Below are 11,839 nucleotides of genomic sequence, written 5' to 3' on the forward strand. Positions count from 1 at the left end.
CAATGGTGCTCAGATTGTGAACGATCTGTCGGCAACTTAGGCGTTTCCACTGAACGATGCTGGCCCTAAATGTTTTCTGCACGGCGACCCAAGCGTCGCTTCATAGCGATTTCACCTGCAAGGAGACATGAGAATGGCGAAGGTATTGGTGCTTTATTATTCGAGCTGGGGTCACACCGAGCAAATGGCGAAGTCCGCTGCGGAAGGCGCCCGCGAGGCCGGCGCCGAAGTGACGATCAAGCGCGTTCCCGAACTGGTGCCGGAAGCAGTGGCAAAGGCGGCCTATTACAAGCTCGACCAGGAAGCGCCGATCGCCGAGCCGCTCGAACTGGAAAATTACGACGCCATCATCATCGCGACCTCGACCCGCTACGGCATGATGGCCTCGCAGATGAAGAATTTCCTCGACCAGACCGGTCCGCTCTGGGCCAAGGGCGCGCTGATCAACAAGATCGGCTCGGCCATGGTTTCGACCGCGACCCAGCATGGCGGCCAGGAATTGGCGCTGATCTCGACCCAGTGGCAGATGCAGCACCACGGCATGATCATCGTGCCGCTGTCCTATGCCTATCAGGGCCAGATGGGCAACGACGTGGTACGCGGCGGCGCGCCCTATGGCATGACGACGACGTCTGACGGCGACGGCTCGCGCCAGCCTTCGGCACAGGAGCTGGAAGGTGCGAAGTTCCAGGGCAAGCGGGTGGCGGAGATCACCATCAAGCTCCACGGTTGATTTTTCTCAACAGTTGAAATGATTTGCGGGCGGTTCCTCACGGAGCCGCCCGTTTTTCGTTGGCGGGCTTCATTGGAACGGCGATGCCTTGTTGTGGCTTGAAAGACGGATAGACTTGAGCCCGACACTCTCGGCACGGGGTTTTGATGACGCTTTCCACCATCCTGTTGTGGCTTCTCGCTGCATTGTTCCTGGTCGCTGCTTTCGTGGCCGGCTATTTCATCCTCGTCACGCGCCGGATCGCGGCGGAAGCCGAGAGGAAGGTGCCGCCGGTCGGCAAGTTCATCGATGTCGATGGCAACCGCATCCATTATGTCGATGAAGGTGAGGGGCAGCCGATTGTCTTCGTCCATGGCCTTGGCGCGCAGCTTCTCCAGTTCCGCCATCCGCTGTTCGACAGGCTCGACGGTTTTCGGCTGATCGCGCTCGACAGGCCGGGTTCCGGCTACTCGTCACGGGTGGCAGGCGCGAGCGGTCGCCTGCCCGAACAGGCGCTGGTGCTCAGGCATTTCATCGAAAAGCTCGGGCTGGAAAAGCCGCTGATCGTCGGCCATTCGCTGGGTGGCGCGATCACTCTGGCGCTGGCGCTCGATCATCCGGAGGCGATTTCCGGCATCGCCCTGATGTCGCCGCTGACGCATCTGTCGGAGGCTCCGCCCGAATTCCAGGGCCTGCTCATCAGATCGCCGCTCAAGCGCTGGCTGATCGCCAACACGGTCGGCGTCCCGATGGCTATGAAATATGCGCAGCAGACGCTTGCCTTCATCTTCGGGCCGCAAGCTGTTCTTGGCGATTATATCGTCAAGGGCGGCGGCATGCTTGGCCTGCGGCCAAGCCATATCTACGCGACCTCGACCGACTTCATTGCGATCGAACAGGATCTCGGACGGCTGCAAGCCCGCTATGGCGAGATAGAGCTGCCCGCCGGCCTGCTTTTCGGGACAGGCGACCGGGTTCTGGATCACAAAATCCAGGGGCTGCCGATGCAAGGCAAAATCCCCGGTCTCGAAATCGACCTTCTCGACGGTATCGGCCACATGCCGCAATTCACCGCCACGGCCGAAGCCGTGGCGTTCATTCGCAAGATGGCGGGCAGGGTGTTCGCGAGCTGAGCGTTATTCGGCCGCCTGCGTCCAGTGGCGCATGAAGGGCTCGCCGCGTGCAAGCTGCGGGGCGGGGTGGAATTCATGCCCGAGCGTGGCAGCGGCGCGCCACGGCCAGCGCGGATCGGCGATCAGCGCGCGCGCCACCGCCACCATATCGGCCTTGCCTTCAGTGATGATCGCATCGGCCTGCCTGGGCATGTCGATCAGGCCAACGGCGCGGGTCGGGATGCCGGCACCCTCGCGGATGGCGGTCGCCAGATGGACCTGATAGCCGGGACCGGTCTGGATTTTCTGCAACGGCGAATTGCCGCCGCTGGAGCAGCAGATATAGGCAGCGCCCGCACCCTTGTAGGCCTTGGCGACCGCGATAGCGTCGGGCACGTCGAAGCCGCCTTCGACCCAATCGGTTACCGACATGCGCGCGCCGACCATCAGGCCGGGCGCGGCCGCGACCACCGCTTTCACGACCTCGACGGGGAAGCGCATGCGGTTTTCCAGCGAGCCGCCCCATTTGTCCGTGCGTTTGTTGGACAGCGGCGACAGGAACTGGTGCAGCAGATAGCCATGCGCGGAATGGAGTTCGATGAAGTCGAAGCCGGCGCGCGCGGCGCGCTTTGCCGCGTCGGCGAAAGCTGAGACGATCCGCTCGATGCCTGCCTCGTCAAGCGCCTCGGGCACTTGCCAGCCTTCGTCGAAGGCGATCGCAGAGGCCGAGACGATCTGCCAGGGGTCTTCGTCGGGGCCGAGCGCGTTGCCGCCTTCCCATGGGCGACGGTTCGACGCCTTGCGCCCGGCATGGGCTAGCTGGACGCCGAACTTTGTGCCGGGTGCGGCGACGCGCCGGGCTGCATCCAGGGTGCGCCGGGCAGCCGCTTCATTGTGATCGGAATAGAGACCGAGACAGCCATGGGTGATGCGGCCGCGCCGCTCGACATCGGTCATTTCGACCGTGACCATGCCGGCGCCGGACATCGCCAGGTTCATCCAATGCTGGAGATGCCAGTCGGTGGCCGAGCCGTCGTCAGCGGAATACTGGCACATCGGCGCCACCGCGATGCGGTTGGGAAATTCGAGATTGCCGAGGGTGATGGGGGAGAAAAGATGCTTGGTCATGAAAACTCCGGCGTGGGTATCGTCGTCATGTAGGAGAAGGGCCTGGCCCGCGCCATACACGAGAGGGTGAGCGGTTCGCCGGACAAGCTGAATGTTCGGGCCGGCGATGGCAAGGGCTGCTGTACCAACAAAGGCGCGTTGCGAAGGTGCGAATTTGCCGCTAGTGCCGATGCCGGGAATTCAGGAGCCGATCATCATGGAAGAACGCATACGCATCCGGTCCGAGGAGATTCTGTCGGATGATTGGGCGCTGCTGAAGAAGACGGTGTTCGACTACCAGCGGCGTGATGGCGGCTGGGAGACGCAGATTCGCCAGACCTATGATCGTGGCGACGGCGCTGTAATCCTGCCCTTCGACCCGGAGCGCGGAACCGTGCTTCTGGTGCGGCAGTTCCGGTTTCCGGCCTATGTCACGGGCCACAAGGAGCCGCTGATCGAAGCCTGTGCAGGCCTTCTCGACGCCGACGATCCGGAAACCTGCATCCGCAAGGAGGCGGAGGAGGAACTCGGCTACCGCCTGCGCGGCGTAAAACACCTGTTCACGCCCTATATGAGCCCCGGCAGCTTGACCGAGCGGCTATCGTTCTTCGTGGCCGATTATACGCCGGCGGATCGTATTTCCGAAGGCGGCGGTGCTGCCGACGAGGGCGAGGACATCGAGGTTCTGGAAATGACGCTTGATGATGCGGTTGCCGGTATAACGGACGGGCGCATTATCGATGCCAAGACGATCATCCTGCTTCAGCATATGAAGCTGACGGTTGGCTAAGCGATCGGCTGGAGCATGGAGCGACGGAATGCGGTCTCGCTCTACGAGTCCTTCGGTTTCACGCGCTGCGCATCGTTTCGTCTGGTTTCGGACAGTGCGAGCCATAGCGAAGTGTTCATGTCGAGCGCGATCTGATTGCGCCTGCATGGTTGCAGACCCTGGATCAGTTCCGGACGTAGCCCGTCGCCACGCTTGGCGGCGATTTCATGCAATTGGGCCAGGATGAACATGGGAAAACTCCGATTTCGTTGATGAAACCAGAGTAGGCAGCGCCAGATTCGGCAGCCACCCGTTTCCTGTGGAGATGGTGGTGCGGACGGCGGGACTTGAACCCGCAAGACCAGAGGTCGACAGATTTTAAGTCTGTTGCGTATACCAGTTTCGCCACGTCCGCGTTGCGGTCACTGGTAACGGAGCCGGACGAGATTGCAAGCCCTGACCTGACTCTCAACACACCCTACTTCGCATCGATGAAATCGAGCACCGATTTCGTATAGCCTGCCGGGTCCTGCAGCATGGCGAAATGGCTGGCGTTGGGCAGGATGATCAGCTTCGCGCCAGGAATGACCGAGGCCATGTATTCGGTGTGCTCGCGCTTGATTGCCTCGTCATGGTCGCCGGCGACGATTGCCGTCGGCACGGTGATTTTTTCCAGTTGCTCCTTGGTCCAGGATGGCTGGCTTTCCCACATGTGGCTGATCTGGCCGACAAAGGCGTCATACTGGTCGGGCGTCCGGGACAGGCGTTTGTAGTCCTCACCTGAGCGCTCGATATAGGCGGCGAAGGTCTTGTTGGTCAGCACGCCGGGGTCGACGCCGTCGGTGGTGACGTTGGCGGCCTGGGCATAGAGTTTCGTCAAGCGCTCGGGGTGGTTCATGGCGATGTCGAGGCCGATGATGCCGCCGTCGCTCCAGCCTACCAGTGCGGTTTTCTGGATTTTCAGCTGGTCGAGGAGGGCCAGATAGTCGGATGCCATCAGGTCGTAGCCGAAGGGCTTGTCGTTGCGGGTCGAGCGGCCATGGCCGCGGCTGTCGGCGACGATCACCTTGTGGGTCTTGGACAGTTCCGCGACCTGGCTCGACCATATGTCGGCATGGCCAAGCCCGCCATGGATGAGCAGCACCGGCTCGCCCTGGCCATAGATGGCATAATACATCTCGATGCCGTTGACCTTGGCGTAGCCGCTTTCGTTGGCGGGCGGCATGGGCGCGGGCTGGGGCAGTGTCTGCCAGCGCTCCTCGGCTAGGGATGCGCCGGTGCCTGCGAACGATAAAACCGCAAAAACCAGTGCAATCCAAACGGCGCGCATATTCATCTCCACTTGCTGCGAGTGGCTCTAAATCACTGCCTTTGCGCGAAAAAAGTCAATGGCGCACTTTGCTCGAAAGGATCGAGAATTGGGATGATTCACCTATGGAATCAGGCGTCCTCCTCGACGAACACTTCATCGCGCTTCTTCCTGACGCTGGGCAGGAACACGACGGCCAGCACGGCGAGCGCAATCAGCAGCAGTATCGCGCTGATCGGCCTTGTCACGAAGGTCGTCGGATCGCCGCGCGACAGGATCATGGCGCGGCGCAGGTTTTCCTCCAGCAGCGGACCAAGCACGAAGCCGAGCAGCAAGGGTGCCGGCTCGCAGCGCAGCTTGGTCAGGACATAGCCGATGAAGCCGAAAAAGGCGACGGAGTAGAGGTCGAAGACGTTGGAATTGACGCTGTAAACGCCGATCGAGCAGAACGCCATGATGATCGGGAACAACACGTAATAGGGGATCGTCAGGAGCTTCACCCACAGGCCGATCAGCGGCAGGTTGAGCACGATCAGCATCAGGTTGCCGATCCACATCGAGGCGATGATGCCCCAGAACAGCGCTGGCTGTTCGGTCGCAACATTGGGGCCGGGGACAATGCCCTGGATGATCATCGCGCCGATCATCAGCGCCATGACCGGGTTGGCCGGAATGCCCAAGGTCAGCATCGGGATGAAGGAAGTCTGCGCGCCGGCATTGTTGGCCGATTCCGGGCCGGCGACGCCGGCAATGGCGCCCTTGCCGAATTGTTCCGGATGTTTCGAAACGCGCTTTTCGACCGTGTAGGAGGCAAAGGCCGCCAGAACCGCGCCGCCGCCCGGGAGGATGCCGAGAAGCGAGCCGATAATGGTGCCGCGCACGATGGGCGCGGCCATCTCCTTGAAATCCTCGCGGGTCGGAAACAGGCCGGTGACCTTCTTGATGAGCACCGAGCGCTCGTGCTCGTTTTCGAGGTTGCGCAGGATTTCAGCGACGCCGAAGACGCCGACCGCCACCGCGACAAAGTTCAGCCCGTCGGCATATTCGCGAATGCCAAGGGTGAAGCGCGGCGTGCCGGAATAGATGTCGGTGCCGACGAGGCCGAGCAACAGGCCAAGCACGACCATGGCCAGTGCTTTGATGATCGAGCCGTGGGCGAGCGCGATCGACGAGACGAGGCCGACAACCATGAGCGAAAAATACTCGGCGGCGCCGAATTGCAGCGCGATTGCCGTCAGTGGCGGGGCAAAGATGGCGACGAGGAAAGTCGAGACCGTGCCGGCAAAGAAGGAGCCGATCGCGGCGATGGCGAGCGCCGCACCCGCGCGACCATTCTTCGCCATCTGGTAGCCGTCGATCGCGGTGACGGCCGAGGAGGACTCGCCCGGCATGTTGATGAGGATTGCCGTGGTCGAGCCGCCATATTGCGCGCCGTAGTAGATGCCGGCCAGCATGATCAGCGACGACACCGGATCGCCGATCTGGAAGGTTATCGGCAACAGCATGGCGATTGTCGCCGTGGCGCCGATGCCGGGCAGCACCCCGATCAGCGTGCCGAGGAGAACGCCGATAAGGCAGAAGCCGAGGTTCCAGAGCGTCGATGCCGTGGCAAAGCCGAGGGCGAGATTGTTGAGAAGGTCCATCACGCGCTCCTAAAACGGCAGCCAGGGGCCGAAGCGCTGGAACGGCAGGCCGAGCGCGTAGCTGAAGACGGCGACAGAAAACAGGGTCACGCCCGCGGCCAGCAAGAGGGCGGGCAGGGGCTTCATGCGCGTGCTGGCGAAGGCCGCGATCAGCGAGGTGAGAAAGATCGATGGCACGAAGCCAAGACCGCGCACGGTCAGGCCGAAGAAGATCGGCGCGGGCAGGATGAGGAGCATGCCGCGCCATGCGATCGGCCCGATAGGTTCGCCAGCGACACGCGTGGCCTGTACCAGGATGATGGCTCCGAGCAGGATCAGCACGCAGGCCAGAACCAGCGGAAAATAGCCCGGTCCCATGCGGAAGGTGGTGCCCAGTTCGAGGCCGAACGACTGCACCGCGAAGAACAGGCCAAGCCCGACGAATATCGCGCCGCAGAGGCCGTTGGTCGAATCGATTGAAAGAGGTTTCATCAGGCTTTGTCCCCGCGCCCGTGCGACGGGCGAAATGCCGATGGATGAGGGATGGACGGAGCGCCTGGCGCCCCGTCCATGAAATCAGAATCAGTCGGCGTATTGGCCGGCCGCTTCGATGACCGGCTTCCAGCGCGCGATTTCGCTTTCGAGCTTGGCCTTGAGTGCAGCCGGCGTGGCGTCGGCCTCGGACGACGGCACGGTGCCGAGTTCGGCGAAACGGGCGATCACGTTGGGGTCCTTCAGCGCCACCTGAAGCGACTTGGACAGGCGCTCGGTGATTTCGGCCGGCGTACCCTTGGGCGCGTAGATCCCGTGCCAGATGCCGACCTGGAAGCCGGGCAGGCCGCCTTCCTCCGCAGTTGGCACGTCTGGCAGCACGTCGAGACGTTTGGCGGACGTCACCGCATAGGCCTTGATGGTGCCGCCCTGGATCTGCTTGGTGGTGTTGGTGGTCTGGTCGCACATGATGTCGACCTGACCGCCGAGCAGGTCGGTCATGGCCGGGCCGGTGCCCTTGTAGGGCACCGTTACGAGCGACGTGTCGATCGCGCTCATGAACAGCATGCCGCAAAGGTGCGAGGCAGCGCCAATGCCGGCATTGGCGACGGTCACCGTATCCTTGTTGGCCTTGGCATATTCGACCAGGCCCTTGAGGTCCGTAGGCTCGAGATCCTTGCGGGCGACGATCGTCATCGGCACGTCGGTCACGAGGCCGACATATTCGAAGTCGTTCAGCGTGTCATAGGCGAGCTTGCGATAGAGCGTGGCGCTGGTGGCCATGCCGATGTGGTGCAGGAGCAAGGTGTAGCCATCCGGCTCGGACGAAGCGACGCGACCGGCGCCGAGCGTGCCGCCGGCGCCGCCGACATTTTCGACGATGACCTGCTGGCCGAGGTCCTTCGACATCGCTTCTGCGACCAAGCGCGTGACCGTATCGGTCGGGCCGCCCGCGGCAAATGGCACGACGACCGTAATGGTGCGTTCAGGATAGTCCGCCCATGCCGCCGAAGACAGCGTCAACGCGGCAGTCGTGGCGAGTGCTGCGAGCAGCTTTTTCATCAATGAATTCCTCCCATTGCGGGCGGGGTTTCAACCCGCTCCTCCGCGGCGTGAACATTCACGGCCGCTTCTCCTCCCTGTGCGTCCGCCAACCGGGGGCAATGCCGGCGAGACGAACGGTCATCGAAATGGACATGACTTTGACTGTCAAGCGCAATACGACGATGGGATTATACGCTACAGTGAAGCAACGCCCGCAAATCGCAACTGGTCAAAGTTCCGAAGGCTTGGCAGAAACGGGTGAAACAGGAGTCGCATATGGTCAAGAAGCAGGCGTTCAGTGCACCCAGGCTGTGGACGGAAATGGCTACCGCGCTGGTAGACGTCGCCATGGGGCGCAAGCCGGCCGATCTCGTGGTGCGCAACGGGCGCTGGGTCAATGTCCATTCCGGCGAAGTGATACCAGGGACCGATCTGGCGATCGTGGGCGGGCGCTTCGCCTATTGCGGCCCGAATGCTTCGCACGCCATCGGAACGGGAACCAAGGTGGTGGATGCCGGTGGGCGCTATCTCGTGCCGGGCCTGTGCGATGCGCATATGCATGTCGAGAGTGGCATGGTGACGGTGACGGAATTCGCGCGCGCGGTCATTCCGCACGGCACGACCTCGATGTTCATCGATCCGCATGAGATTGCCAATGTGCTCGGGCTGAACGGCGTCAGGCTCATGCATGACGAGGCGGTTGCGATGCCGATCAACGTCCATGTGCAGATGCCGTCCTGCGTGCCATCAGCACCCGGGCTCGAAAATGCCGGTGCTTCGCTCGGGCCGCAGGACGTGGCCGAGGCGATGACATGGCCCAACATCATCGGGCTCGGCGAGGTGATGAATTTTCCGGGCGTCGCGGCCAACGACCCGGTGATGGTCGGCGGCATCGCCGAGACCGTGAAGGCCGGCAAGACCGTCGGCGGGCACTATGCGTCGCCCGATCTCGGCCTGCCGTTCCATGGCTATGTCGCCGGCGGTCCCGAAGACGACCATGAAGGCACCCGCGCCGAGGACGCCATTGCGCGCGTCCGGCAGGGCATGAAGGCGATGCTGCGGCTCGGTTCGGCCTGGTACGATGTGGCAACGCAGATAAAAGCGGTGACAGAACAAGGGCTTGATCCACGAAACTTCATCCTTTGCACCGACGACAGCCATTCCGGCACGCTGGTGCATGAGGGGCATATGGACCGCGTCGTGCGCCATGCCATCGCGCAGGGGCTGAAGCCAATTACCGCCATCCAGATGGCGACGATCAACACCGCCCAGCATTTCCGGCTGGAACGCGAACTCGGCTCGATCACGCCGGGCCGTCTGGCCGATTTCCTGATCGTCTCGGATCTGGTCGAGATGAAGATCGACGAGGTTTACGGGCGCGGCGTGCGGCTGGCGAAGGCTGGCAAGCTGGAAATCGACATTCCGGCCTACGACTATCCGAAGAGCGCCAAGAACACGGTCAAGCTCGGCAAGAAGCTGAAGGCCAAGGATTTCGACATCGCGGCGCCCGAGGGCGCAAACGAGGTGCGCGTTCGCGTCATCGGCGTGATCGAGAACCAGGCGCCGACGCGCGCGCTGGAGGCCGATCTGGCGGTCGAGGACGGGCTTGTCGCCATGGACCGCCGCAACGATGTCTGCCAGATCGCGCTGGTGGAGCGCCATCGCGGCACCGGCGGGGTCGTCAACGGATTCGTCTCCGGCTTCGGCTACATGCAGGATTGCGCCATGGCTTCGACCGTGGCGCATGACAGCCACCACATGATCGTGGTCGGCACCAACAAGGAAGACATGGCCAAGGCCGCAAATCGGCTGGGCGAGGTCGGCGGCGGCGTGGTGCTGTTTTCAAAGGGCAAGGAACTGGCGCTGGTCGAGATGCCGATCGCCGGCCTGATGTCGGACGAACGCGCGGAAGTCGTTGCGGAAAAGGCCGAGAAGCTGACCGAGGCGATGCGCAAGATGGGCTGCAGCCTCAACAACGCCTATATGCAGCACTCGCTGCTGGCGCTGGTGGTGATACCGGAACTGCGGATTTCCGATGCCGGCATCATCGACGTGACGAAGTTCGAGAAGGTCGATCTGTTTATCTGAATTGTCGTCGGACGTGCTTCGGCGGCCGGCCTGTCAGCCGAGCTTGCCGTGGCTTGTCCGCAGTTCCACGATCTGCACTGATTTCGGAAGTTCGATGAGGAATTCCGCGTCGCGGTCGAGATGATGGATGGCGGTGGGATCGCTGCCCGCAAACACCGTCATCGCCTCGATGCTTTCCCAATAGGAAATGGTGATGAACTCGGTCTCGCCTTCGCGGTCCTCGCGGAAGGTCTGCACGGCCATGGCATGTTCGATCAGCGGCTTGATGCCGACTTCGTAGTTGTAGGCTTCGTATTCGTTGGCGCGTTCAGAGGTGGTTCGGCCGCGCCAGATGCGGGCGATCGCCGGTTGCTTCGGCGATGCGGTCACTGCCCGCCGCCGACCACGACGTTCAGCACTTCGAACGGCGTGGTGATGACGATCTCGGCTGCCGAAGCGATGGTCTGCGTTATGCCGCCGGCCAGGTTGCCGACGCGGCTGCTGGTGTCGGCTTCGCCGGTGCCGAGTTTGCTGTCCGTGGCCAGACGCTCGCCGAGCAGCTTCACCAGCACGGGATTGTCGGCGAATTTGGTATGGTTGAGGCGGTCGCCGGAACTGACCTTGCTGAGATCGATGACGACGACGCCGAGGCTGGCGATGTCGGCCGCATCCTTGTAGCCGCCGAGGCGCGGCTTGTTGCCGGCGATCAGGCTCGAAATCTCGAGTGCGCGATCGTCGCCGGAGAGGAACAGGTAGAACGGCTTCTTCGGCTTGCCGTAGCGGTGCATCTGGCTCTTGAAGACATCGACGTCGATGTCTGGTGAGGCCAGCACGACATCGCCGAGTTTTCCGTTGAGATCGCCGTCTCCGGTGATGGCGAGCTGGCGCAAAGCTTCCATCGTCACCCAGTTGCCCATCGAGTGGGCGATGATGTCGATGCGCGTGGCGCCGGACTTGGCAACGAGCCGCAGTGTTTCTTCCAGCGCGTCGCGGGCGGCGGTGGCGCTGTTGTTGTCGTAGACGTAGTCGGACACCTTGGCGCCCGACGCCCAGGAAAACAGCACCGGCGTTCCGGAGTAGCTGGCGTCGTGGGCGATCTGGGTCAGGCGATAGACTGCACTGTCGAAGGCTGTGTTGTAGCCGTGAACGAAGACGAGGGCGCGGCCGCCGCGTTGCGCGATGTCTGCCCGAAGCGACTTCGAGAATGCGGCGGTGCTGTCGAAGGTGCTGATGCTGTCGGCGGTGAAGTATTTTGCCGGGTCGGCGCGCTGCCCGCGTTTGCGGCGCTCGATCTCGCCCGTCTTGTGTATGGCCGGAACGGTCATGTCGACGCGGGCGAAGCTGACGGTGGCGGAACGATCGCCCGAGTAGGCTTCCTTGGGATCGGTAGCCTTGGCACGCGTGGTGGCGACGAAGATTTCGTGCCTGCCGGCAATCGAACTGGCGGGCGCCTGGACGATGTTGCTGGCGATCAGTTCGCGCGTGTTCTGGCCTGCGCAGCCGGCGACAAGCAATGCAAGTGCGATAACAGCAAACCTGGCCGACATGGTACGAAACATCATGCGCTCCGGCCAGTTTTCCTCTCCGGCCAGGTTCCTGATAGCC

General features: G+C 62.6%; 12 protein-coding genes and 1 tRNA gene. 4 read left to right on the top strand and 9 right to left on the bottom strand.

All coding sequences use genetic code 11. From position 1 onward, the window contains the following. Nucleotides 1–133 precede the first annotated feature (133 nt). Both wrbA and DZG07_RS12920 read left to right on the top strand, forming a co-directional pair. On the top strand, nt 134–733 hold the full coding sequence (gene wrbA / locus DZG07_RS12915) for an NAD(P)H:quinone oxidoreductase type IV (RefSeq protein ID WP_119817643.1): 600 nt from the start codon (nt 134–136) through the stop codon (nt 731–733). 146 nt (nt 734–879) lie between these two features. Continuing rightward, entirely contained in the window at nt 880–1,845 is a 966-nt protein-coding gene (locus DZG07_RS12920; RefSeq protein WP_119817646.1) for an alpha/beta hydrolase, read from the top strand. 3 nt (nt 1,846–1,848) lie between these two features. Here DZG07_RS12920 and DZG07_RS12925 read toward each other — a convergent pair whose 3' ends face one another. Then, on the bottom strand, nt 1,849–2,952 hold the full coding sequence (locus DZG07_RS12925) for an NADH:flavin oxidoreductase/NADH oxidase (RefSeq protein WP_119817649.1): 1,104 nt from the start codon (nt 2,950–2,952) through the stop codon (nt 1,849–1,851). Nucleotides 2,953–3,148: 196 nt separating this feature from the next. Between DZG07_RS12925 and DZG07_RS12930 the strand changes: the two genes are divergently transcribed. Further along, nucleotides 3,149–3,721 (top strand): NUDIX domain-containing protein, encoded by a 573-nt coding sequence (locus DZG07_RS12930; RefSeq protein ID WP_091913720.1) that lies wholly within the window; start codon nt 3,149–3,151, stop codon nt 3,719–3,721. Nucleotides 3,722–3,762: 41 nt separating this feature from the next. Here DZG07_RS12930 and DZG07_RS12935 read toward each other — a convergent pair whose 3' ends face one another. From DZG07_RS12935 to DZG07_RS12960, 6 genes are all read right to left on the bottom strand, one after another. After that, nucleotides 3,763–3,951, bottom strand: coding sequence for a hypothetical protein (locus DZG07_RS12935; RefSeq protein ID WP_119817652.1), 189 nt, complete (start codon nt 3,949–3,951; stop codon nt 3,763–3,765). 78 nt (nt 3,952–4,029) lie between these two features. Further along, nucleotides 4,030–4,115 (bottom strand) — tRNA-Leu (locus DZG07_RS12940). Between the two features lie 63 nt (nt 4,116–4,178). Continuing rightward, nucleotides 4,179–5,030, bottom strand: a complete 852-nt coding sequence (locus tag DZG07_RS12945) for an alpha/beta fold hydrolase (protein WP_119821697.1) — start codon at nt 5,028–5,030, stop codon at nt 4,179–4,181. Nucleotides 5,031–5,140: 110 nt separating this feature from the next. Continuing rightward, entirely contained in the window at nt 5,141–6,652 is a 1,512-nt protein-coding gene (locus DZG07_RS12950; RefSeq protein WP_119817654.1) for a tripartite tricarboxylate transporter permease, read from the bottom strand. A 9-nt stretch (nt 6,653–6,661) separates the two neighbouring features. Then, nucleotides 6,662–7,123, bottom strand: a complete 462-nt coding sequence (locus DZG07_RS12955) for a tripartite tricarboxylate transporter TctB family protein (RefSeq protein WP_119817656.1) — start codon at nt 7,121–7,123, stop codon at nt 6,662–6,664. A 90-nt stretch (nt 7,124–7,213) separates the two neighbouring features. Further along, nucleotides 7,214–8,185 carry a tripartite tricarboxylate transporter substrate binding protein BugD gene (locus DZG07_RS12960; protein ID WP_119817659.1) on the bottom strand — a complete coding sequence of 324 codons (972 nt, stop codon included), beginning with the start codon at nt 8,183–8,185 and terminating at the stop codon, nt 7,214–7,216. 258 nt (nt 8,186–8,443) lie between these two features. On the opposite strand from DZG07_RS12960, the gene ade reads away from it, so the two are divergent. Beyond that, on the top strand, nt 8,444–10,255 hold the full coding sequence (ade, locus tag DZG07_RS12965) for an adenine deaminase (RefSeq protein WP_119817662.1): 1,812 nt from the start codon (nt 8,444–8,446) through the stop codon (nt 10,253–10,255). Nucleotides 10,256–10,288: 33 nt separating this feature from the next. Here ade and DZG07_RS12970 read toward each other — a convergent pair whose 3' ends face one another. Both DZG07_RS12970 and DZG07_RS12975 read right to left on the bottom strand, forming a co-directional pair. Continuing rightward, nucleotides 10,289–10,624 (bottom strand): hypothetical protein, encoded by a 336-nt coding sequence (locus DZG07_RS12970; protein WP_091913453.1) that lies wholly within the window; start codon nt 10,622–10,624, stop codon nt 10,289–10,291. Further along, nucleotides 10,621–11,796, bottom strand: coding sequence for an alpha/beta hydrolase (locus DZG07_RS12975; protein ID WP_119817664.1), 1,176 nt, complete (start codon nt 11,794–11,796; stop codon nt 10,621–10,623). The genes DZG07_RS12970 and DZG07_RS12975 overlap by 4 nt, the downstream gene beginning before the upstream one ends. Nucleotides 11,797–11,839 lie beyond the last annotated feature (43 nt).

Source organism: Mesorhizobium sp. DCY119, assembly GCF_003590645.1.
GTDB lineage: Bacteria > Pseudomonadota > Alphaproteobacteria > Rhizobiales > Rhizobiaceae > Mesorhizobium_M.

Excerpts from the sequence above, each read along its gene's own strand:
- wrbA (WP_119817643.1), top strand. The coding sequence starts at position 134 with ATGGCGAAGGTATTGGTGCTTTATTATTCGAGCTGGGGTCACACCGAG.
- DZG07_RS12920 (WP_119817646.1), top strand. The coding sequence starts at position 880 with ATGACGCTTTCCACCATCCTGTTGTGGCTTCTCGCTGCATTGTTCCTG.
- DZG07_RS12925 (WP_119817649.1), bottom strand. The coding sequence starts at position 2,952 with ATGACCAAGCATCTTTTCTCCCCCATCACCCTCGGCAATCTCGAATTT.
- DZG07_RS12930 (WP_091913720.1), top strand. The coding sequence starts at position 3,149 with ATGGAAGAACGCATACGCATCCGGTCCGAGGAGATTCTGTCGGATGAT.
- DZG07_RS12935 (WP_119817652.1), bottom strand. The coding sequence starts at position 3,951 with ATGTTCATCCTGGCCCAATTGCATGAAATCGCCGCCAAGCGTGGCGAC.
- DZG07_RS12945 (WP_119821697.1), bottom strand. The coding sequence starts at position 5,030 with ATGCGCGCCGTTTGGATTGCACTGGTTTTTGCGGTTTTATCGTTCGCA.
- DZG07_RS12950 (WP_119817654.1), bottom strand. The coding sequence starts at position 6,652 with ATGGACCTTCTCAACAATCTCGCCCTCGGCTTTGCCACGGCATCGACG.
- DZG07_RS12955 (WP_119817656.1), bottom strand. The coding sequence starts at position 7,123 with ATGAAACCTCTTTCAATCGATTCGACCAACGGCCTCTGCGGCGCGATA.
- DZG07_RS12960 (WP_119817659.1), bottom strand. The coding sequence starts at position 8,185 with ATGAAAAAGCTGCTCGCAGCACTCGCCACGACTGCCGCGTTGACGCTG.
- ade (WP_119817662.1), top strand. The coding sequence starts at position 8,444 with ATGGTCAAGAAGCAGGCGTTCAGTGCACCCAGGCTGTGGACGGAAATG.
- DZG07_RS12975 (WP_119817664.1), bottom strand. The coding sequence starts at position 11,796 with ATGATGTTTCGTACCATGTCGGCCAGGTTTGCTGTTATCGCACTTGCA.